This window comes from Pseudomonas sp. 09C 129 (assembly GCF_002843625.1).
Lineage (GTDB): Bacteria > Pseudomonadota > Gammaproteobacteria > Pseudomonadales > Pseudomonadaceae > Aquipseudomonas > Aquipseudomonas chlororaphis.
Map to the genome: position 1 here is coordinate 4,297,970 of NZ_CP025261.1, position 18,986 is coordinate 4,316,955.

Sequence of the window (18,986 nt, forward strand, 5' to 3'; positions counted from 1 at the left end):
CTTACACCCGGTCCGCGCGGGTGGGGGTTCCACCCATCGCCACGGGGCAGGAACGCGCTGCCGGTCTTTCACTTGGGCTTCAGGTTTCCCAGAGGGTCATACGCCCGGGACTTGGGTTCTTTCTCCGGCCTGTTGTCCCTGGGCGCTTTCGCCGGACCTATGGGGTCCACCTGCGGATCGGCCAGATCCGGAGAGTCAGGGTCGAAGCCTAGTTCGTCCTTGCCGGAAGCGTGCTCGGATGAACGCGGGCCCGTTGGCCTGTTCGTACTCATGGATACCTCCCGACCACGATGGAATGTCTTTCAATGAGAGGGCCATTCTCATGCAGGGTGCAAAACAGCTGACGAATGGTAATCGATCAAACAGCGTTTTCTGCCGTGCTTATGGCGTTTTGGCAGGTCTGCCAGAGCCGGATCATCAGCCACGTTATCAGCCCGTACCCAGGCCTGCGTTTCGTCGCCCTGTCGTTGCTAGGGCCATAGCGCAAGCGCACACTGGCTGCAGCTGACGGATCAGCTCCCCCTCTGCAAAAAGCCCGCCCATGCGGGCTTTTTGTCTATCCGCCCTCCCCGCGTCCCGTCTTTCGCGAATACGACCCGCTGCCCTCGTCGCTCGGCTTTACTTCAACTGATGCACCCAGGTGTCTCTTCATGACACCTACCATCGGGAGCCCTGCCATGAACAAAACACTTATCGTCATGACCGCTCTGCTGTCAGCCGTCGCCGGCTGCACCAGCGACGCTCATGTCTACCGCAATCAGCCGCTGGTGGCGAAGGTCGAGACCGGCATGACCCAGGAACAAGTCCGGCAGATCGGCGGCGAACCTGTGGCCGTCACCCCTCGCACCGTGGAACTCGGCACCTGCTTCGACTATGTGTTGACCCAGGCCGGCCATAACCAGCCGTTCAATGTCAGCTTCGACGGCAACGGCAAAGTCGATCACAAAAGCTTCCTCACTTGCGCCGAATGGAGCCACGCCCAGCAGAAAGCCAGGGCTCCAGGCAGCGACACGGGAGACATGGGTGGCGGCTATTAAGCAGCGTTGGCCAGAATTGGCGGCGATTGCGGGTGGGCATGGCCAGATGAAATTTCTTTCACTGTGAGCCGAGCGCCAGGCGGGTAGATTCCACCCTGCTCATTCAACTATTGGCCCGCTCCCCGCGGGCTTTTTTTTGCCTTGCAGGAGGCCCTTGAGGAAGGAGCCAAAGTGGCATCGAGTGGCGGGAAGGCCCGCCGAAGGCAAATTCCAGGCAAAAAAAAGCCCAAGTAGCTGATGGACACTTGGGGCTAAAAATGCATAAACCGTGGTAGGTGAACGCGGGGCTATCTTAACGTCCCGAAGAACATGTAACAATATATTTTGAGGTTATTTTTACCCTAAATATTTTCTAAGCCCTTAAATAACCACATGTTTTTTCTGGCAATGGCCGATTCGTCACCTTGTTGGCGCCAGCAAAAAAGCGCCACCGCCCTTCTTTTCGCATGACTACGCCTGCGTGAACCGCTTGCCCGCCATCAGGCATACAGGATCACGCACTCCGAAAACGAGGAAAACTCACCGGCTTCCACTGGCCCGTTGGCGCTGACCAACCTTGCCGCGAAGGACAGCCTGAAACCCGGTGCCACCGGGTATTCGGCACGCCCTTCATGGCCCAGAAGCACGACTTTTCCCTCGCTGTCCAGCAGCTGAACGCCCACATTGCGTGCGGAGCCGGCCTCTTCATAGTCATTCATCAAGATCACACCATCACTGGTGATGCCATCAAAGTAGACCTGGACCTTGCTCGCCCCCTTGAGCCTGTCTTCGTTCAGCTCGACGCTGAAAAACTGCGGAAGGCTGCCACCCGCCTGAAGCACATCAAGGCTCGATGTACCCAGTTCGACCACCCGCTCCATGCCGCTGGAGCGCCGACGTGAGGCGCCGGGAACGCCACTCGCCCCCAGGCCATTATCAGGATCGATCGTCCACGTGGGAGCGGTAACCCTGGCGCGAAAGTCAAAGAACTTACCAACATTTTGAGTGGGCATTATTTATTCCTTTAATTGAATGCAAACATGCGATCGGTTCAGTCCGGAGCAGCCACCCAGGCCACTCTTCCTGCCTGTCGCCATGCACTTTTTCAATGGACGAAACGCAGCCGGCTCGATAGTCGGTACCCGTCAAAAAAGCGCACACGGCGAACGCTGAAACCTTAGAACGGCGCCAAATCGGCGTCCCTAGGACACTTCCGAAACGCTCCACTCAATTATCAGATCGCGCTGGAATGTTGCTGAAGAGGAGGCTCGGCAAAATCTCCGCCAAGGCGGTTATCCGTACTTGAGCCAACGAAAACAGGGGGCACTGGAATCTAACCAGCATCAGGATGTTGGGGGAGTGCCGGACGCCGCATGTCAGGCAAAAGCCCGGTCTTGCACCGGGCTTGCTGGTGGGCCGGCCCGGAATCAGTCCAGGGCGTCGTGCAGAACTTCGTAGATGATGCCTGTGGCGATGGCGACCAGGATCAAATCAGTGCCGGCCTGTTGCCACTCATAGCCGTCATAGTGAGGTAGGCGGCCGAGCATCCGGCCATCGAGTTTTTTCGCGATGCCCGGCGGCAGTGGCTTGCCTCGGGCCAGGTTTTTCTGGATGCCCGGCGGCAGGGCCGGCCCGGGTGACCAGTAGTCACGACTGTCGCCGATGATCACGCGAACACCACCGACATCGACTTGAGGGCCGTCATACCTCCCGCCCTGCTTGTAGTCCTGGGATTTGTTGCCTTTATTGCCATGTCCGCCCTGATTGCCATGGGGGTTGCCCTTGCCGTTCCCTGGGTCCGCATACAAGGCAGTCGAGCCGAATAAAAACGCGGCGCTTGCTAAAACAGCTACAACCGAACGAGTCGTCATCTCTGCAGTCCTCTGCATGAATCCAGCCGTGGTGCCATTCGTCATGACACCCGAACTATAGACAGCCGATTGCGTCTTAGTTCATGCAAACCTCTCCCTATCTATGGAAGCAATCATGCTTTTAAAGAAAAAAAATCTCGTGACTGCCGTGACCTGTGTACTGATGCTGGCAGCGGCTCCTCTGCTTCCCATGACGTCCGCTTATGCCAAGGACGGCGGTGGCCATGGTGGCGGAAATGGCGGTGGCAACGGCGGGGGGCATGGCGGTGGTAACAGTGGTGGTCATGGTGGCCAGGCAGGTGGTCACTCGGGAGGGGCCAGCAGCAAGGGCCATAACGGCGGCCTGAAAAGCGACCCAGCCGGCAAGTCGGTTCGCAATCTTGGAGAAAATGGCAACCATTACGGCAGCATTCGTAATGACAGCAACGGCCATGGCTCGACCACTTCCGGCGTGGCTCATTCCAAAGATACCCGCGGACTGTCAAAAGCCACTGCGATCTCGGACACCACGCCCGGGGACCACAACTCGAAAGGCCTGGGCAACGCCAGCGTCTCCTCGAGCAAGAATGATCGATAGACCCAGCCTCATGCTCTCCAGCTGAATCGGTTTCAATACCCTCGGTTGGTCAGCATCTCCCCGCATGAAAAGCCCGGCCCAGCGCCGGGCTTTTTCGTTCCTGCCTTCGCCCGGCGGCGCCCTCTTCTACCCTCATGGCTCGGGCACAGATGAAACTATCTTTAAGTAACCTTCATGAAGCGAAGCGTCTGAGTGCCTACCCTTGCGGGACCGACAAAGTGAACTACAGGAGTAACCCACGATGTTTTCCCATGAAGGTCTCGGTCTGATGTCCATCTTCATTGTCCTGCTGCTGTGCGTGCTGGCGGTGTTCATTCATCCTGTGCACGCACTCTGGAACTGGGTTCAAAGGCGTAGACGCAGGTTGTCGGTAGAAAACGCGGGGCGTGAAGGCAAGCCCTATTCTTCACGCTGAACGGGCACCCATCCAATGAGGCCCGGCCATGTCCGGGCTTCTGCTTTCTTGCTTCTACAGAACCGCTCTGACTCAGAGTCGCGCCCTTGGCTGGCGCCGGTCGATCGCAACCGCGATCGCCGCCAGCAGGATCGCCAGGGTGTAGGCAAAGAGCCCCAGGTTGATGCCCAGGATCAACTTCTCAGAGCCATCGGTGAGCACCATCGACCCACCGTAAGACTGCCGAAGCCCGTAAGCCAGCAAGAAGCCACCCGTGACGAACACCGTCAGGAGGCTGGACAGGCGAAGGTTGCTCTTCAACCACACCAGCCACAGGCTGAATGCACCGATCGTCGTATTGGTGAACAGCTGCCAGACCTCATGCAACCGTGCATGCGACTCCCAGGCCGGGTTGAAAACATGAGTCTCATTGATCTCCAGCACCGGCACCACAACGGCGTAGAAGATAATCCCGATCGTCACAAACAGCTTTGCTATCACTGGGAACCTCCTTGTGAGCGCGGCAAAACGCCAGTGCTTCAGCGGCCTATAAGGACACGCAAACGAATAAAGATCACGTTCGATATGCGCCAAAAGTCAGGGGAAAATGACGGTCCGGGCACAGCCAATGGGTACCGCTCGTCCAGACCGTGACGCCCTGTCCCGTTCCTCATCTACACCTTTAACCATGGACTTCCGGTCGTATTCATCCGACCACTTCAGCGCCGCTCTTGGATATGGAGGATTGGGCAGCCGACATTCGATTCGATGGCACACGAAGCGCCATGCGAAACCGCAGTACCTCAAGCTTCGAGTTTCATTTCTCAAGGAACGGAAAAATGATCACGAACTGCACGAACTGGCATGCCTGGCTGGACACCATGCCACCCAAACCGGACGAACTTCATGTAGTCGGAGACGTTGAAGTCGCCAACCCAGGGATCAAGGCCTATCTGACGGTACGAGTCCCGCAGGGTATCAACCCGGCAATACTCCTACTGGATCTGCACCTGTACCAAAGGCCAGGGCAATGGATTCAGACAATCACCTGCACGCAAGTCAGGTTCACCCGGGTGCTGCCGCCCAACGCCACGCTCTACAGCGCGATTGAAATCTTCCACAACGGCGAACGAATCGCGTATATCGACGAAATCCCACACATCTCCTGACTGATCCGTACTGAATCAGTGGAGCCTTGATATCCGACTGCGGCCGCCTGATCCTCAATCAGTCGGTCGCCTCCCCCGCCGCACTCCTGCATCTTTTAATATGTCGGCTCTTGAACTGGCCAGCGCCTGCTTCTAGCCTGCAACCCGTTATCAGGAAAAGCGCAAGAGAAATGATCAGAAGATTTGAACAGCAAGATATGGATGCCGTGCTGGACATCTGGCTGCAGGCCTCGCTGAAAGCCCACAATTTTATCGACGCCTCATTCTGGCAGTCGCAAGTCGACAACATGCGCAACCTGTACCTCCCGGCGTCAGAGACCTATGTCATCGAGCGACAATCCAAAGTGCGGGGTTTCTATTCGCTGCACGCCGACCAGTTGGCCGCTCTCTTTGTTGCACCTGCATTCCAGGCCAAGGGGATTGGCAAGCAACTGCTCGCCCATGCCAGGGCACAGCGTCCCGTGTTGAGCCTGGCGGTGTACAAGGACAATACGGCCAGCTGCGGCTTTTACCTGGCACAAGGCTTTGTCGTGACCCACGAGCAGACGGATGAGCAAACGGGGCAGCAGGAATACCTTATGAGCAGCACCCCGCTCTGATCCATGTAGCCCGTCACGGTATATCCAGCCCTGGCTTTTTATTGCCCTCCAAAAAACCAAAAAGCCCAGCGTACGAGCTGGGCTTTGCCTGGCCAAAAACTGAATCAATGAGGCTGACGCTGCCTCTGCAACTCTGCCTTTAACCAGCTGCTTGCCGGTTGCGATCCAGTAGCGCAGCGCACCTCATAGGCCTTGCCACTCATGCTGCTTTTAGTGGCCGCAAGATCGATAAAGTCCTCCGCGCTGCTCACCATGTCCTTGCCTTCGAGGTAATTCAGTTTTTTCTCCAGGTGCTGTCGTGCCTGGGGGGCTGGATACTCGGTGCCATTACGCACGAACTGGCACTGGCTGTGCTCGACAAAATCCAGCAAGCCCTTTATCTCCCGGGCTGCCTGAGGCGTCGTTTGCGCCTGCGCGTTAGTCGCCATTGCCAAGGCGGTGATACCAGCCGCCATCAGCCATCGAGCCCGTTCACCGGTAAAAATTCGCATCCTTCGTCCTTGTCTTGAAACTGAGCACTGTTGTCGGATCTGGCCGAGTATCACCCGGTCCAGGTCGGTCAAACTTCGATAGGGAAAGTCGGCTGAACTTCCTGCTTCATATCCGCGTTTTCTGTCGCGGCCTCAAGTTTGGCCAGGAAGGCTGGGTTCAATTTGGCTTCAAGCAGATTGACATGCTCTACCGCCCTCTTTTGCTCAACCATCTTGGCAAGTTCTGCATAAGAAAGTCTGGGTGCCGCGTTTTGAATAGTTATCACTGAAGCTCTTCCTTGGTTCATCCGTCCAGCCCACCAGGGGCTTGGCGGCAAGTGTATCCCCTGTTCCGCGCCCGTCCCAACTCATCCGGCCAGCACTTGAGCATATCGGCACTCGATATCTTCTTTTTATCGATACCTGGCGCATCCGGATCTGGAAAGCCACGCCGCTCAAGCACAGCCTTGAACTGCCGCGCATGCCTGCCCATACCCAGGTCTGACGGTGTTTTCGCCCTGCCATAGACCAATGGTGCCGCCAGTCGTCGTCACAGCGTTGACGCTCTATCCCTTAAGGCGCGCAATGGCCCCCTAAAAATGATCGCCTTGGGGCCTTTCCAGATGGCAAAGATCATAGTGCTGGCCGGTGACTTCCCCCAGGGTGACGCGGAGTATCTGCGCGGAACCATCACGCTCAAGACCGCCAATAAGCCGCTGATAGGGAAAAGTTTTCTCGTCTCCGAGTTCAAGGACCTCACCGTCGAAAATACCGACTCGAACAAGAACATTAAGAGCGCCATAGGCCTTGGAATGGTTGGCGCCATGTTTCTGGGGCCTGTGGGTGCCGTCGCCGGCTATCTTCTGGCGGGCCACAATACCGAGGTGACATTTCTGGCCACCTTGAAGGATGGCCTGACACTGCTCGCTGCAACCGATAACGAGACCTACCAAGACATCTCGGCGCGCTTCAACAGAAAAAGCTCACCTGAAAAACGCGATAAAACCGAGACTTGACGCCCGGTTCAGCACTTTTCTTTTAGTCCGCCTGGGAAATCAGACAGTCGCTTACTGCCGCAAGTAGGCGAGCATGTGCTGCACATAGTCGGCTTTACCGAGTGGTACGCCGTTATGTCGCAGGATGTTGTAGGCCGTGACGAGGTGAAAGTAGAACTGTGGTGTCACCCAGTTCACCACGTACTCATTACCACTCATGCAGACTGCTGCGTTTTGCCAGCCAGCAGAACCGTCCCCTGCGCAACCGGCAAATATTGACCAATGGCCGGATGGAGGATTGAGAACCGCGCGATGAATCCGCAGGAATGGAAAAACAACAAGGCTGACCGGATTGAGCGGCCATTCACAGTCAGCCTTGTCGTTGGGACAGCTTCAACCCGGGAAACGGCGGATTACCATTGGCCCGAGAAGATGCAGGTCAGTGCTTCGATGCCGCTGAACTTCCACAGCGAGTCGTTACAGTCTCTGGCGAATGCATGGGCGTTCGAGGCGGTGAGGGCCAGGACCACGGCGGAGGCGTAGACGATTTTCTTGAATGGCATGGTGAATCTCCTTTTTCGTATCGGCACTTTCTTGTGAGAGCCACCCCGACGAGGATGGTCATCCGCACTATATGCCCGGCCTCGGCAGCAGACGATTAGGGCTGGTGTGCTAATGGCGAATACGCATCACCCAAGAGCATCGGCAAATCGCGCAGGGCTGCCGCTTTGCAGACGAAATCCCAAAACAGATTAGTCATTGCAGCTGTACTGATACTCGAATGGAAAAAACACCGTATCGACCACCAAGGAAAACGGTGCATCGATCAGTAAAAAGGGAATCAGCTTTCCATGGGAGGTGCCTACCAACCACCAGTCCAGGCGCACGCCCTTGTAGGGGCAAGGGTGGTCGTAGTCCATGCGCATCGCCACCGCGGCGCAGCCGCTCAGGCAGTTGACCAACACCAACAGAATCACTTTCCGAAACACCTAATGTCCTTATTACATCCATCTGCAGAGCTGCGTAGACCTCTCTGCAATACGCCAGTGACTTTTGCCCAATGGCAATGACAGAGAAATACATCCGCCAGCAGAAAGGCAAGAAAGCCTCTCCAACCGCGTAAATCGCAGACCGGATTTGAATTTGCAGACCGGAAACGAACAAGGGTTTGCATCAGCTTTCGCCAGCAAACCCTTGAAATAGATGGTGCCCGAAGCCGGAATCGAACCGGCACGCCCTTACGAGCGGGGGATTTTAAGTCCCATGCGTCTACCAGTTTCGCCATTCGGGCGGTAGCGCGGTGTTGCAGTCTGAAAGGCTTGAGCCGTTTCAGCGCCTTGCGGCAAGGGGGTGAAATATATACATCCCCTCCCTTTGAAGCAAGTTCGTTGGCGTCAAATTCAAGACTGAATATCGAGCCGGCCAATAAACAAAAAGCTCCGTAAATCATAGATCTACAGAGCTGTTTCTATCGGTGGGGGCTACGGTCGGAATCGAACCGGCGCAGAAGGAAGCTGCATGCCACTGATAAAACCAGAGATGCCAGCAGGCTATCACACCAAAAAAATCATAACCATATGATTTTAAAAGAATTATCAATTACGAGACAGGCAAAGGCAGATTTTGCCCAACCGGCGCAGGGATCCTGGGATGGCTGAACTCATGGGCCAGCGGAGCCGAAGACACAGGCCATAGGCCAAACCGCGAAGGCGCGATCAGCGAAGCCTAAGGACAGAGAAAGAGCTGCATCACTCTTCCGGATTTTTTCAGCGAGGGATTATTCAAAGGCACCACAACATCACCCGGCACAATGCCGGATCTGAATTGGCGCCCACCCTGACCAGCTGTTGGCCGTTCAGCAATCCATCGTAAACACACCTGGCCGGGCAAGCGCGACCACTCTAATCAGAGCAGACGCGCATGTCTCGAAGACAATTCTGAAGAAACCTGAACGGCGTGAGCAAACCTGGACGTAGCCGTCAGAAGCACGCGTGCGAGTACCTCGGTTGAGCGGTGATCGGGCGGGCTAGCGTATCGACGCAATCGTTCGAGGCGGGGCTGGCTTGCTGCTTATCCAACTCGGCGAACAGGGCACAGAACTCCCTTACCCGCCAAGCCAATATCTTGAACGGGCTGCGATAGCAAGCCGGTGGATGGGACGCCATCAATATAGCGAGTAGGTCGCGCCATAGCTGCCAAAAGTCGCGGAATACTCCCGATTGTGCACTTCTATCCCAGGGCCCCAGGGGTCACCAGCGTTTTAAGAATCGACTGATACCTGGGAAAGTCCAGTGCCATTAGTATCCCCCAGGCATTTATAAAGGCATGCGATGAAAGTCCCACAATCACCCGCATTGACTAATGAACACGCCATAAGAAAGCAGCGCACCGATGTCTCTTTCAACACTTTCGAGAAACTCCATGAAAAAGTCCCTTGCCATGAGTGTGGCGTTTGCCGGACTTCTGTCGTTGTTTGCCCTGCCCTCCCATGCCGGTATCTCATTGAATGGAACTCGAGTGGTACTGACCGGACCGAAGAAAGAAACTTCCATGCTGGTGCTGAACGATGAATCGACGCCCATCATGATCCAGTCCTGGATCGAGCCCTTCGGCACAAGCTCCGATCAGGACGTCCCCTTTGCCCTCACCCCTCCCCTGAAACGCCTGAGCGGGAACGCCCGACAGCAGTTGCGTGTCCTGTATCAGGGCCTGGGGCTACCCACGGACAGGGAGTCGGTGTTCTGGTTGAGCGTGCAGGAAATCCCCCAGAAGTCGAAGGATGAAAACATCCTGCAGATTGCCGTGCGCCAGCGCATCAAGTTGTTTTACCGGCCCGCCGGCTTGCCCGGCGACGTTGACCAGGCCCCCTCCAGGCTGCAATGGCGCAGGGTGTCCAAGGAGGGCAAACCGGGCCTGGAAATCAGGAATGACTCTGCGTTTCACATTTCTTTCGGCACGGTAAACGTCAAGAGCGGTTCGAACAGTTATTCGGTTCCCGCGACCATGCTGCCCCCCTATTCAAGCCAATCATTCGCGATCGAGGGGGCATCTTCCCTGGCGCCAGGCGGAGCAACAAAGATCGAGTTCGAAAGCATCAACGACGATGGCGTAGCGGTACAGCACTCAGGCGACCTATCCAGTTGAGCCAGGTTAAAGGTCAGAACTCTTTGTTTGTCGCTGAACCCAGCGTCTTGTTATCGGCTGAATATCACTTCTTAGTGAAATACACACTTCGCCAACAATCTTCGCCCAAACAAAGAAAATCATTTCCGAACGCATGGAACCAGGGTGTGCAAGAGCAATTCACCCACGAACCCTATTCAAGGCCGATCAGAGAGAAACAGGCAATGAAGACCACAGCAGAAAGAATTTTCAGCGCAATATTTATCGTGCCGCAACTGTGCGTAATAGCATTCACAGCCCTCGCCGTGTCACCGGCCGCGAAGGCAGCAGATGTAACAGCATTCGGGCTGGATCTCTCGATCCCGAAAAACACGGCCAGCGGCACCATACTGGCTCGACATTACATCACTCCGCAGCAGACATGCGGCCAATCGAAGTGCACAGTCACAAAAGTTAACGCCTACCCAAGTGGCGGCGTAACAGGCTCAACCTCACCAATAATGACCACAAACGTCTCAGGCATATCGACTCGTTTGTTGATCAATGGAACAGCCTACGGAAGTTCATATCCAGAGGTCGCGTTCACCCAGCCAATCGAAGTACAGTTGCTCAGCGATGGTCGCCAAAATCTAGGCGGCTCCCTGGCAGGCGCCCATGCTTCACCGTACTACTATTCCCTCAACACTCAAGAAGCTGGCACCAGACTTGCTATCTATCTGAGAGGCACTATCACCCCGATCGACGGCACCTGCTCGGTGCCGAACCAAACGGTAAAGCTACCCAAGACCTTGCTGAACCGCCTGGACCGCATCGGCTCGACAGCCGGCACCCAGAGCTTCCAGATACAGATCAACAACTGCCCCAAGGGCTATAACCGGATTGGCTATACCCTTGACCCGGTTGGCGGCGTGATTGCGAACTCGCCCGGGGTATTGCCGCTTACTGGCGGTTCAAGCGCGAGCGGCATAAAGATCCGGGTTGAAAACGCCCAGGGCGCTCCGGCAACCCTGGGGACCTCGGTAGCGGTCGATGGATACAACAAAACGGCAGGTGGCTCGTTTGCCATTCCGATGCAGGCGTCCTACATCAGGACTGATGTGACGGCTACACCCGGAACGGTAAACGGGGCAATGACCGTGTTTCTGGATTATCGGTAACCCTTCCCGCTCGTTATCCTGTTTGCCTCCTTCGAACCAACGGCAGGAGGCTTCGCCAGTCGAGCCCATCGCCTCCACACAGCGGACGATGCCCCCCCGAAAGAGCCGGCCGGAACAAAATGGCGCCCACTCCACCCTATCTCGCAGCCAAAGTCCTGCGCATGAACGAAGGCTCCCATGAAGGCGGGTTCGCCGACCAGAGCCACCCGATCCAGCGGCTCAGTCGCGTCTACCGCCTGGCCCCAACGATGGAACGCCTACTTTCTTCCAGCCAATAAAAAAGCCCGTAGATCATTGATCTACGGGCTTTTCAGTTTGGAGGCCGAGGTCGGAATCGAACCGGCGTAGGCGGATTTGCAATCCGCTGCATAACCATTTTGCTACTCGGCCAAACTTTCGATGCTTTGCAACCGCATCAAAGGCATACAACTCGAAGCTGGAAACCTGAACTTGATCTAGCTTCCAACCCTTTGAATTCTAAGGGGTTTTTCGCGTTCCTGAATCAGGAATGGACGCAATTCTGGACTTGTTCGCCGGGCATGTCAAGAACAGGAATAAAATAATTCAATGCCCGGCGCCGGCATCCGTCGTGTCTGGCGCAAGCCCCCTTCCCTGCTTCTTTTATCCTGTGGCGGGCATCGACAGACTAACAGGACTGTCATGACGGTCTTTGCGGAGCGCGTGATACCAACCTGATCAACCACCCCACCAACAACACATTCAGCAGCGCCAGCGAGCAGAGTGTTGCCAGCACCCCGCCCGCCCCCAGCGCTTGCAACAGGAAGCCGCCGGCCAGAGGCGTCAGGGCCTGGCCGATCAGCGATGGCCGTGACATGCGCCCCATCAGCAGGACATAGTCCGCCGGTGACATCAGGGCCAGCGGCAACAGGCCGCGAACGATGGCGCGCAGGCCATTGCCGGCGCCGTAAAGCACCAGGCCGAGCGCCGTCGCGCCAGGCGCCAGCGCCACCAGCAGCAGCCCCGAGGCTACCAGGGTGACGGAGATCAAGGCAGTCCACACCGGGTGCCGCTTGCGCGCGAATACTTGCAGCACCCGCGAGCCTACCTGGCTGGGCCCCAGCAACGCGCCAAAACCAATGGCCGCGGCCAGGGAATATCCCAGGCCCTGCAGCAGGGAAACCAGTTGCACGGAGATCGCCGTCATGATCACCGCGCCCAGGGCGAAGATCGTGGTCAGCAGCCCATAAATACGCCGGTCGATCGCGACCACGGCAGCAACGGCGGTTTGCTGTTTCGCCAGGGACCCGCGCCCGCGCGGCAATGCCCACAGGTACAGCGGCGCCACGGTCAGCGCCAGCAGCACGGCATACACCTGGCAGGTGGCGCGCCAACCGATGTGCTCGATCAGCAGCGCCACCAGTGGCCATGCCAGGGTGCTGGCAAACCCGGAAATCAAGGTGATGCCGGTGATCGCGCTGCCCGCCCGCTCGCCATAAAGCGCGCCCAGGCTGGCGAACAAGGCTTCATACAAACCCAGCGCCATGCCCAGGCCGATCACCACCCAGGCCAGGAGGAACATCGCCAGTGTTGTCGAAGCGGCCATCAGACCCAGACCCGCGGCGACCGCCAGGCCACTGCTGGCCAGCACCCCGCGCCCGCCATGCCGGGCGATCAGCCGGCTGGTCAGGGGCGCCAGCAACGCCGAGACGAGGATGCTCAGGGACAGCGCGCCATACACCCACTGGCTGGCCCAGCCGGTGTCCTTGATGATCGGCCCGGCCATCACCGCCATCAGGAAGAACGAACCGCCCCAGACCAGGATCTGCAACAGCCCCAGGACAACAATGCCGGGGACGCCCGGTAACCGTGAATGATCGTTCAAGACTAATGCCGCCAGAGGGATGGGGATGCGCAAGGCCCCGAGCCAACGGGGCGACGCGTTTGCGCGCTACAGGTATTGCGAGATTTCGATCAGGTTGAGGTCGGGGTCGCGCACGTAGACCGAACGGATCGGCCCCGTGGCGCCCGTACGCTGCACCGGCCCTTCGACGATCGGCCAGTTGTGCCGCTGCAGATGGGCGACCACTGCCTCCAGCGGCTGGGCACTGATAAAGCACAGGTCCAGCGCGCCCGGCACCGGCAGATGCGCCTTGGGCTCGAACTCCTGCCCGCGCACGTGCAGGTTGATCTTCTGGTTGCCGAAACGAAACGCCATGCGGCCGTTGCCGAAGGTTTCCAGGGTCATGCCCAGCACCCGCAGGTAAAAGTCCTGGCAGGCCTCGGGGTCCACGGTGGTCAGGACCAGATGGTCAAGGTGATCGATCAGCATGGGGCGGCTCCTCGTAAAAACGCTGTAGCGCAAGCGCGGCAGGTTACAGGCTTCAACCGGCGCGCACGCCGGCCTGGAACTCGGCGATGTGCTGCCACATCGCCACGGGGTTGGAATACATCGGGAAATGGCCACAGGCCGGGATCTGCGCCAGCTGTACACCTCGGGCCTGGATATGCGCCAGGTAGGACAGGTGGGCATTCTGCTCGCCGTACATGAACATCCGCGGGCAGCCCAGGCCGAGAAACGTGTCCATCAGCTCGCCATGATCCGAGAGCCAGACCATCGACTCGAAGATCCCGCGCACCGCGCCGGGGCGCACCTTGTGCCGCAGGCTGGCGGCATACAGCGCACTGGCGTAGGCCGGCGCCTGTCGGGCGCGCTCGATGAAATCATCGAAGAAGCGCTCGGCGTCGGCCTCGGGGTAGTCGACTATCTGCCGGCTGAGGAAGCAGTCTTCCGGGGCGATATTGCCTTCGATATCGACGAAGCTCAGCACCCGCCCCGCAAGCTTATGGGCCAGCATCAGCGCGGTCAGGCCGCCCATGGAATGCCCGACCAGATGGAAGCGCTCGATCTGGAAGTGCTCGAGGATCTGCAGCGCGGTGTCGAGCAGGAACGGGATGGAGATTTTTCCCAGGTCGGCACAGTGGCTGGCGCCGCAGCCCGGTGCATCGTAGGCCACGAACGGCCGCCCGGCGAAAGCCGCCTGCCGCACGATGTCGGCGTAGTCTTCCTTGGTCGAGCCAAACCCGTGCAGGAACAGGATCGGCGCCCGCTCGCCGGCGCGATGCAGGCTGGCGATACTCAGCTCGACGCCCTGCACGGTCAGCGGCACCTGTGTAGCGATGAATTCTGCTTGCGCAGCCACGTTGAACGCTCCTTTGACGAATCGCCGCCGGCAGACGGTGACGGCCGGTGCATCGCGCACTCTCCGGGGACGCGGGACTTATGTAAATTCCGGATTCAAGAAGGCATCCATACGGCAAACCTATGGAACGTTGACCCGGCCCTTGCCCTGGAACTGCGCCACCAGTTCCTCCACCAGCGGGTTGGTGCGCGTCGGGTTCCAGGCCAGCGCGGTGGTGACCACGTTCAGCCGCTGGCTCAGCGGGCGCAGCACCACATTGCTCGGCGCGACCTTTTTCAAGGACGCCGGCACCAGGGCAATGCCCTGCCCGCAACTGACAAAGGCGATCTGTGAAGCCACCGAACGTACCTCGTGCAACACCCGCGGGGAAAAGCCGCTGGCGCGGCAGGTGGCGATCAGGTTGTCGAAATACATCGGGCTGACTTTGCGCGACGACAGCACCAGCGGCTCGCCCGCCAGGCTCGCCAGGCTGATGCGCGAACGCGCGGCCAATGGATGGTCGCTGGGCAGCGCCACCGCCAGGCGATCCTCGGTCAGCGCAATCGAGCGTACGCTGCTGCCCAGCTCGCCTTCCACGCGGGCGAAGGCCAGGTCGATGTCGCCGGCCTCCAGGGCCGGGATTGCCTCGACGCTGTCGATCTCCCGCACCGACACCGTGAGCTGCGGATACCGGGCCTTCAGTTTCTCGATCAGCGCCGGCAGTACGTCGAGCATCGCCGTGGTGATGGCGCCGATGGTCAGCACCCCCGACTGCCCCGCCACCGCCTCGTGCACGGCCAGCTCCAGGCGCTCCAGCTGCTCGGCGAACTTGCGCACCGCCGGCAGGATGGCCTGGCCCACCGGGGTCAGCTTGGCACCCCGGCGCGAACGGTCGAAGAGCTTGACCTTGAGGGCCTGCTCCAGCACCTGGATCTGCTCGGTCAGCGGCGGTTGCGACATGCCCAGGCGCTTGGCGGCGCGGCTGAAGTTCTGTTCCTCGGCCACTGCCAGGAACAGCCAGAGATGACGAATCAAGCGAAAATTGATCATGGCGGCACCATAGGTTTTTCGTATGCAAGGCTTACTTGATTCGTAATATACCTATCAAATGCGCTCATCGACACTGGGGCCCTCCGTCACCACAGGGGTTACCCCATGAGCACTGCCACCTTGCTTGATCGCCTGGCGGCGCTGGACACCAACACGGTGTCCGACGCCCTCGATTTCCTCGGCCTGCCCGGCGCCACCGTCGGCCTGCGGCCGTTGTGGGACTGCCCGAAGATCGTCGGCCGCGCCAGCACCGTGCTGCTGGGCGCCAAGACCGACAGCGCACCGACCGTGCACCTGATTTCCCCGGTGGTCGAACGGATCGCCAGCGCCGATCGCATCCTGGTGATCGCCGGCGGCCTGGAAGGCATTTCCTGCTGGGGCGACATCCTCGCCAACGCGGCGCGCCACAAACGGATCCGCGGCAGCGTGATTGACGGCTGCAGCCGTGACATCGACGGCAGCGCCGCCATCGGCTACCCGGTCTATGGCCGTGGCGTGACCATGATCAGCGCGCGCAACCGGGTGATCCAGCTCGACGCCGGCGTGCCGGTGCAGATTGCCGGGGTCCAGGTAAGCGAAGACGACTACGTGATCGCCGACCGCTGCGGCACGGTGTTTGTCGCCGCCCGGCATATCGAAAAAGTCCTCGACCTGGGCGAGCGCATCGACCGTCGCCAGCACGCCATGGTCGAGGCGGTGCGCGCTGGCCGCTCGGTCGCCGAGGTGATGCATGACCGCCAGTTCGAAGCCATCGCGGTGGAGCACGCACATGAATGATCAGCAACTGGTCGAGCTGTTCGCCGGCCTGGATACCCCCGGCGTCTCCGATGCCCTGGACAAGCTCGGCCTGCCCGGCCAGTGCCTTGGCATAGCGCCGCTGGACAACTACCGCCAGGTGGTGGTCGGCCCGGCGTTCACCGTGCAGTACGTCTCGGCCAGCGTGCCACCCGGCACCGTCGGTGACTTCATCGACGACGTGGCCCCGGGCGACGTGGTGGTGATTGCCAACGGCGGCCGCACCGACTGCACCGTCTGGGGCGACATCATGACCCAGTACGCCGGCAGCCGACGGATCGCCGCCACGGTGATCGACGGTGTCTGCCGCGATGTCGGCAAGGCCCTGGGCGACGGCTATCCGCTGTTCAGCCAGGGCCGCTTCATGCGCACCGGCAAGGATCGGGTGCAAGTGCAGTCGGTGAACCAGCCGGTGTCCATCGGCGGCGCCCGGGTCTGTGCCCGCGACATCGTGGTCGCCGACGCCAACGGCGTGGTGGTGGTGCCCCGCGCCCGCGCCGCCGAAGTGGCGGCCTGTGCCCGGCAGATCGAAGCGGTCGAAGCCGATATCCGTGCCTTGATCGATCAAGGCAAGACCCTCAAGGAAGCCCGGGCCGCCCTGGGTTACCACCATCTGCAGAGGCAAGTCCGATGACCACGCTCCCCCTGCCCCTCGACTTCCACGAGCGGGCCAAAGTACTCGGCAGCTCGACGCTGTATGAAGCCTCGCACCTGCCCTGCGCCGTCGACAGCGCGATCCGTCCGGTCTGGGACGGCGCCTTCATCGCCGCCCCGACCTACCCGCTGCAATGCTCACCGGGCGACAACCTGGCCCTGCACCTGGCCATGGAACGGGTGCCCCGCGGCAGCGTGCTGGTGGTGGGCACCGACAATTTCATCGCCGGTTACTGGGGCGAAGTGCTCACCGTGGCCGCCGAAGCGGCCGGCGTGGTCGGGCTGGTGATCGACGGCGGCGTGCGCGATATCGCCGCCCTGAAAAAGCGCCGGTTCCCGGTCTTCGCCCGCGGTATCTCGGTCAAGGGCACCCTCAAGGCCAGCGCGCCCTCGGTGGGTCGTCCGTTCAATTTCAATGGTGCCTGGGTCGCGCCGGGCGATCTGCTGGTGGCCGACGATGACGGCGTGATCGTCATTCCCCAGGCCGACGCCGCCCGCACCCTGGCCGCAGGCGAGGCCCGCGCCCACAAGGAAGCGCAGATGATGCAGGCGCTGAGCGAAGGCCGCTCGACCCTGGAACTGATGAACCTGACCGAGTGGAGAAGCCGTGCATGAGTAACGATATCCAGCGCCTCAACCAGCGCCTGGCCAGTGCCCGGCCTTCGGCGACCTACCGCATCATGGACCGGGTGGCGGAACGCCGGGCACAAGGCGCGCAGATCATCTCGCTGTGCGCCGGCGAGCCGGACTTCGACACCCCCGAGCACGTACGCCAGGCCGCCATCCAGGCCATCGAGAGCGGCCATACCCGCTACACCCAGGTGGCCGGCGTGCGTGCGCTGCGCGAAGCGGTGGCCGCCAAGTTCCGCGACGAAAACGGCCTGGAAGCAGGCTGGCAGGACAGCATCGTCAGCAATGGTGGCAAGCAAGTGATCTACAACGCCCTGGCCGCGACCTTGAACGACGGCGATCAAGTGATAGTCCCGGCGCCCTACTGGGTCAGCTACCCGGAAATGGTCCAGTTGTGCGGCGGCACGCCGAACATCGTCACCTGCGACGCCGCGAGCGGCTTCAAGCTGACCCCGGCGGCCCTGGCCGCGGCAATCAATCCGCGGACCCGCTGGTTGATCCTCAACTCGCCCTCCAACCCGACCGGCGCGGTGTACAGCCGCGACGAACTCCAGGCCCTGGCCAAGGTGCTGCTGGCCCAGCCGCAGGTGCTGATCCTGGCGGACGACATCTACGAGCACCTGATCTTCGATGACCAGCCGTTCCATACCCTGGCCCAGGTCGAGCCGCGCCTGGCCGCGCGCACCCTGACCATGAACGGTGTGTCCAAGGCCTACGCCATGACCGGCTGGCGCATCGGTTTCGCCACCGGTCCGCGCTGGCTGCTGGACGCCATGGAAAAACTCCAGGGCCAACAGACCTCCGGCGCCAGCGCCATTTCCCAGCAGGCGGCGCTGGCCGCGCTGAGCGGCCCCAAGGACTTCATCCAGCACAGCCGCGCGGCGTTCCAGCGCCGCCGCGACCTGATGGTCGAGTTGCTCAACGACACACCCGGGCTGCACTGCGCCCGGCCGGCCGGGGCGTTCTATGCCTTCGCCAGCTGCGCCGGGCTGATCGGGCGCACCTCGCCCGGCGGGCGTTTACTGGCCAGCGACGAGGACGTGGCCCATGCCCTGCTCGACGAAGCCGATGTCGCGGTGGTGCATGGCAGCGCCTTTGGCCTGGGCCCCTACATTCGCATCGCCTATGCCCTGGACGATCGATCGTTGCGCCAGGCCTGCGAGGCCATCCGCCGCTTCTGCGGCGCCGTGCTGTAGCGTCGCGAAAGCGCCTGCATTGCCCCTGGAAATCCCGGCCACGCGCCGAGATTTTCCTGTCAACTGCTGCACCACATGCAGCAGTCAAATGCAAACAGGCCGGATTGTTGATCATGGAGCGTAGCCCTATCCTCGTTTCCTACACCCAGC

26 protein-coding genes and 2 tRNA genes are annotated in these 18,986 nt (G+C 60.0%); 13 read left to right on the forward strand and 15 right to left on the reverse strand.

The window, feature by feature from the left end:
- Nucleotides 1–68 precede the first annotated feature (68 nt).
- A complete protein-coding gene (locus CXQ81_RS31535; RefSeq protein WP_007921703.1) occupies nt 69–272 on the reverse strand; it encodes a DUF6021 family protein in 204 nt (67 codons plus the stop codon).
- A gap of 405 nt (nt 273–677) precedes the next feature.
- On the opposite strand from CXQ81_RS31535, the gene osmE reads away from it, so the two are divergent.
- Nucleotides 678–1,037, forward strand: a complete 360-nt coding sequence (gene osmE / locus CXQ81_RS19325) for an osmotically-inducible lipoprotein OsmE (RefSeq protein WP_101338222.1) — start codon at nt 678–680, stop codon at nt 1,035–1,037.
- A 479-nt stretch (nt 1,038–1,516) separates the two neighbouring features.
- On the opposite strand, the gene CXQ81_RS19330 is transcribed toward osmE, so the two are convergent.
- Nucleotides 1,517–2,029, reverse strand: a complete 513-nt coding sequence (locus CXQ81_RS19330) for a fimbrial protein (protein WP_007921701.1) — start codon at nt 2,027–2,029, stop codon at nt 1,517–1,519.
- Between the two features lie 414 nt (nt 2,030–2,443).
- Nucleotides 2,444–2,887, reverse strand: a complete 444-nt coding sequence (locus CXQ81_RS19335; RefSeq protein ID WP_007921700.1) for an anti-virulence regulator CigR family protein — start codon at nt 2,885–2,887, stop codon at nt 2,444–2,446.
- Between the two features lie 115 nt (nt 2,888–3,002).
- On the opposite strand from CXQ81_RS19335, the gene CXQ81_RS19340 reads away from it, so the two are divergent.
- Nucleotides 3,003–3,464, forward strand: coding sequence for a hypothetical protein (locus CXQ81_RS19340; RefSeq protein WP_101338223.1), 462 nt, complete (start codon nt 3,003–3,005; stop codon nt 3,462–3,464).
- 241 nt (nt 3,465–3,705) lie between these two features.
- Nucleotides 3,706–3,879, forward strand: a complete 174-nt coding sequence (locus CXQ81_RS31250; protein WP_178081071.1) for a hypothetical protein — start codon at nt 3,706–3,708, stop codon at nt 3,877–3,879.
- Nucleotides 3,880–3,951: 72 nt separating this feature from the next.
- On the opposite strand, the gene CXQ81_RS19345 is transcribed toward CXQ81_RS31250, so the two are convergent.
- The gene (locus CXQ81_RS19345) at nt 3,952–4,359 is read right to left on the reverse strand and encodes a hypothetical protein (RefSeq protein ID WP_101338224.1); all 408 of its coding nucleotides are present in this window, start codon (nt 4,357–4,359) and stop codon (nt 3,952–3,954) included.
- A 338-nt stretch (nt 4,360–4,697) separates the two neighbouring features.
- On the opposite strand from CXQ81_RS19345, the gene CXQ81_RS19350 reads away from it, so the two are divergent.
- Together CXQ81_RS19350 and CXQ81_RS19355 are read left to right on the forward strand one after the other, a co-directional pair.
- Entirely contained in the window at nt 4,698–5,027 is a 330-nt protein-coding gene (locus CXQ81_RS19350; protein ID WP_101338225.1) for a hypothetical protein, read from the forward strand.
- Nucleotides 5,028–5,197: 170 nt separating this feature from the next.
- Entirely contained in the window at nt 5,198–5,626 is a 429-nt protein-coding gene (locus tag CXQ81_RS19355; RefSeq protein WP_101338226.1) for an N-acetyltransferase, read from the forward strand.
- A gap of 104 nt (nt 5,627–5,730) precedes the next feature.
- Here CXQ81_RS19355 and CXQ81_RS19360 read toward each other — a convergent pair whose 3' ends face one another.
- Both CXQ81_RS19360 and CXQ81_RS31255 read right to left on the reverse strand, forming a co-directional pair.
- Nucleotides 5,731–6,117 (reverse strand): DUF5329 domain-containing protein, encoded by a 387-nt coding sequence (locus tag CXQ81_RS19360; protein WP_101338227.1) that lies wholly within the window; start codon nt 6,115–6,117, stop codon nt 5,731–5,733.
- A 68-nt stretch (nt 6,118–6,185) separates the two neighbouring features.
- Nucleotides 6,186–6,383 (reverse strand): hypothetical protein, encoded by a 198-nt coding sequence (locus CXQ81_RS31255; RefSeq protein ID WP_178081072.1) that lies wholly within the window; start codon nt 6,381–6,383, stop codon nt 6,186–6,188.
- Nucleotides 6,384–6,719: 336 nt separating this feature from the next.
- Between CXQ81_RS31255 and CXQ81_RS19370 the strand changes: the two genes are divergently transcribed.
- Nucleotides 6,720–7,112: a hypothetical protein gene (locus tag CXQ81_RS19370; protein WP_178081106.1), complete on the forward strand. Its 393-nt coding sequence runs from the start codon at nt 6,720–6,722 to the stop codon at nt 7,110–7,112.
- Nucleotides 7,113–7,163: 51 nt separating this feature from the next.
- On the opposite strand, the gene CXQ81_RS19375 is transcribed toward CXQ81_RS19370, so the two are convergent.
- From CXQ81_RS19375 to CXQ81_RS19385, 4 genes are all read right to left on the reverse strand, one after another.
- Nucleotides 7,164–7,367 (reverse strand): DUF1993 family protein, encoded by a 204-nt coding sequence (locus CXQ81_RS19375; RefSeq protein WP_371860908.1) that lies wholly within the window; start codon nt 7,365–7,367, stop codon nt 7,164–7,166.
- 137 nt (nt 7,368–7,504) lie between these two features.
- Nucleotides 7,505–7,654, reverse strand: a complete 150-nt coding sequence (locus CXQ81_RS31260) for a hypothetical protein (RefSeq protein ID WP_178081073.1) — start codon at nt 7,652–7,654, stop codon at nt 7,505–7,507.
- A 189-nt stretch (nt 7,655–7,843) separates the two neighbouring features.
- Nucleotides 7,844–8,080: a YceK/YidQ family lipoprotein gene (locus CXQ81_RS19380; RefSeq protein WP_007921679.1), complete on the reverse strand. Its 237-nt coding sequence runs from the start codon at nt 8,078–8,080 to the stop codon at nt 7,844–7,846.
- Between the two features lie 215 nt (nt 8,081–8,295).
- Nucleotides 8,296–8,382 (reverse strand) — tRNA-Leu (locus CXQ81_RS19385).
- Between the two features lie 1,130 nt (nt 8,383–9,512).
- Here CXQ81_RS19385 and CXQ81_RS19390 point away from each other — a divergent pair.
- The 3 genes from CXQ81_RS19390 (at nt 9,513) to CXQ81_RS31085 (ending at nt 11,649) form a co-directional block, all read left to right on the forward strand.
- Nucleotides 9,513–10,235 (forward strand): molecular chaperone, encoded by a 723-nt coding sequence (locus CXQ81_RS19390; protein WP_101338228.1) that lies wholly within the window; start codon nt 9,513–9,515, stop codon nt 10,233–10,235.
- Nucleotides 10,232–11,371 (forward strand): fimbrial protein, encoded by a 1,140-nt coding sequence (locus CXQ81_RS19395; protein WP_256593400.1) that lies wholly within the window; start codon nt 10,232–10,234, stop codon nt 11,369–11,371. Before CXQ81_RS19390 ends, CXQ81_RS19395 begins: the two co-directional genes overlap by 4 nt.
- Before the next feature lie 119 nt (nt 11,372–11,490).
- Nucleotides 11,491–11,649 carry a hypothetical protein gene (locus CXQ81_RS31085; RefSeq protein ID WP_157832260.1) on the forward strand — a complete coding sequence of 53 codons (159 nt, stop codon included), beginning with the start codon at nt 11,491–11,493 and terminating at the stop codon, nt 11,647–11,649.
- Between the two features lie 38 nt (nt 11,650–11,687).
- Here CXQ81_RS31085 and CXQ81_RS19400 read toward each other — a convergent pair.
- From CXQ81_RS19400 to CXQ81_RS19420, 5 genes are all read right to left on the reverse strand, one after another.
- Nucleotides 11,688–11,761: transfer RNA gene (locus CXQ81_RS19400), tRNA-Cys, on the reverse strand.
- A gap of 268 nt (nt 11,762–12,029) precedes the next feature.
- On the reverse strand, nt 12,030–13,163 hold the full coding sequence (locus CXQ81_RS19405) for an MFS transporter (RefSeq protein WP_101339443.1): 1,134 nt from the start codon (nt 13,161–13,163) through the stop codon (nt 12,030–12,032).
- A gap of 117 nt (nt 13,164–13,280) precedes the next feature.
- Nucleotides 13,281–13,658, reverse strand: a complete 378-nt coding sequence (locus CXQ81_RS19410; protein WP_101339444.1) for a VOC family protein — start codon at nt 13,656–13,658, stop codon at nt 13,281–13,283.
- 55 nt (nt 13,659–13,713) lie between these two features.
- Nucleotides 13,714–14,532 (reverse strand): alpha/beta fold hydrolase, encoded by an 819-nt coding sequence (locus CXQ81_RS19415; RefSeq protein ID WP_101338229.1) that lies wholly within the window; start codon nt 14,530–14,532, stop codon nt 13,714–13,716.
- A 120-nt stretch (nt 14,533–14,652) separates the two neighbouring features.
- The gene (locus CXQ81_RS19420; protein ID WP_101338230.1) at nt 14,653–15,561 is read right to left on the reverse strand and encodes a LysR family transcriptional regulator; all 909 of its coding nucleotides are present in this window, start codon (nt 15,559–15,561) and stop codon (nt 14,653–14,655) included.
- 105 nt (nt 15,562–15,666) lie between these two features.
- Here CXQ81_RS19420 and CXQ81_RS19425 point away from each other — a divergent pair, with 105 nt between their 5' ends.
- From CXQ81_RS19425 to CXQ81_RS19440, 4 genes are read left to right on the forward strand one after another with little or no spacing between them, the layout of a single operon-like run.
- Nucleotides 15,667–16,338: an RraA family protein gene (locus tag CXQ81_RS19425; protein WP_101338231.1), complete on the forward strand. Its 672-nt coding sequence runs from the start codon at nt 15,667–15,669 to the stop codon at nt 16,336–16,338.
- On the forward strand, nt 16,331–16,990 hold the full coding sequence (locus tag CXQ81_RS19430; RefSeq protein WP_081002297.1) for an RraA family protein: 660 nt from the start codon (nt 16,331–16,333) through the stop codon (nt 16,988–16,990). The genes CXQ81_RS19425 and CXQ81_RS19430 overlap by 8 nt, the downstream gene beginning before the upstream one ends.
- Entirely contained in the window at nt 16,987–17,625 is a 639-nt protein-coding gene (locus CXQ81_RS19435) for an RraA family protein (RefSeq protein ID WP_101338232.1), read from the forward strand. Before CXQ81_RS19430 ends, CXQ81_RS19435 begins: the two co-directional genes overlap by 4 nt.
- A complete protein-coding gene (locus CXQ81_RS19440; RefSeq protein ID WP_101338233.1) occupies nt 17,622–18,836 on the forward strand; it encodes a pyridoxal phosphate-dependent aminotransferase in 1,215 nt (404 codons plus the stop codon). The genes CXQ81_RS19435 and CXQ81_RS19440 overlap by 4 nt, the downstream gene beginning before the upstream one ends.
- Nucleotides 18,837–18,986: the final 150 nt, after the last annotated feature.

Excerpts from the sequence above, each read along its gene's own strand:
- CXQ81_RS19430 (WP_081002297.1), top strand. The coding sequence starts at position 16,331 with ATGAATGATCAGCAACTGGTCGAGCTGTTCGCCGGCCTGGATACCCCC.
- osmE (WP_101338222.1), top strand. The coding sequence starts at position 678 with ATGAACAAAACACTTATCGTCATGACCGCTCTGCTGTCAGCCGTCGCC.
- CXQ81_RS19350 (WP_101338225.1), top strand. The coding sequence starts at position 4,698 with ATGATCACGAACTGCACGAACTGGCATGCCTGGCTGGACACCATGCCA.
- CXQ81_RS31085 (WP_157832260.1), top strand. The coding sequence starts at position 11,491 with ATGGCGCCCACTCCACCCTATCTCGCAGCCAAAGTCCTGCGCATGAAC.
- CXQ81_RS31260 (WP_178081073.1), bottom strand. The coding sequence starts at position 7,654 with ATGCCATTCAAGAAAATCGTCTACGCCTCCGCCGTGGTCCTGGCCCTC.
- CXQ81_RS19370 (WP_178081106.1), top strand. The coding sequence starts at position 6,720 with ATGGCAAAGATCATAGTGCTGGCCGGTGACTTCCCCCAGGGTGACGCG.
- CXQ81_RS19355 (WP_101338226.1), top strand. The coding sequence starts at position 5,198 with ATGATCAGAAGATTTGAACAGCAAGATATGGATGCCGTGCTGGACATC.
- CXQ81_RS19435 (WP_101338232.1), top strand. The coding sequence starts at position 16,987 with ATGACCACGCTCCCCCTGCCCCTCGACTTCCACGAGCGGGCCAAAGTA.
- CXQ81_RS19390 (WP_101338228.1), top strand. The coding sequence starts at position 9,513 with ATGAAAAAGTCCCTTGCCATGAGTGTGGCGTTTGCCGGACTTCTGTCG.
- CXQ81_RS19340 (WP_101338223.1), top strand. The coding sequence starts at position 3,003 with ATGCTTTTAAAGAAAAAAAATCTCGTGACTGCCGTGACCTGTGTACTG.
- CXQ81_RS19425 (WP_101338231.1), top strand. The coding sequence starts at position 15,667 with ATGAGCACTGCCACCTTGCTTGATCGCCTGGCGGCGCTGGACACCAAC.
- CXQ81_RS31535 (WP_007921703.1), bottom strand. The coding sequence starts at position 272 with ATGAGTACGAACAGGCCAACGGGCCCGCGTTCATCCGAGCACGCTTCC.
- CXQ81_RS19335 (WP_007921700.1), bottom strand. The coding sequence starts at position 2,887 with ATGACGACTCGTTCGGTTGTAGCTGTTTTAGCAAGCGCCGCGTTTTTA.
- CXQ81_RS19330 (WP_007921701.1), bottom strand. The coding sequence starts at position 2,029 with ATGCCCACTCAAAATGTTGGTAAGTTCTTTGACTTTCGCGCCAGGGTT.
- CXQ81_RS31250 (WP_178081071.1), top strand. The coding sequence starts at position 3,706 with ATGTTTTCCCATGAAGGTCTCGGTCTGATGTCCATCTTCATTGTCCTG.
- CXQ81_RS19440 (WP_101338233.1), top strand. The coding sequence starts at position 17,622 with ATGAGTAACGATATCCAGCGCCTCAACCAGCGCCTGGCCAGTGCCCGG.
- CXQ81_RS19420 (WP_101338230.1), bottom strand. The coding sequence starts at position 15,561 with ATGATCAATTTTCGCTTGATTCGTCATCTCTGGCTGTTCCTGGCAGTG.
- CXQ81_RS19360 (WP_101338227.1), bottom strand. The coding sequence starts at position 6,117 with ATGCGAATTTTTACCGGTGAACGGGCTCGATGGCTGATGGCGGCTGGT.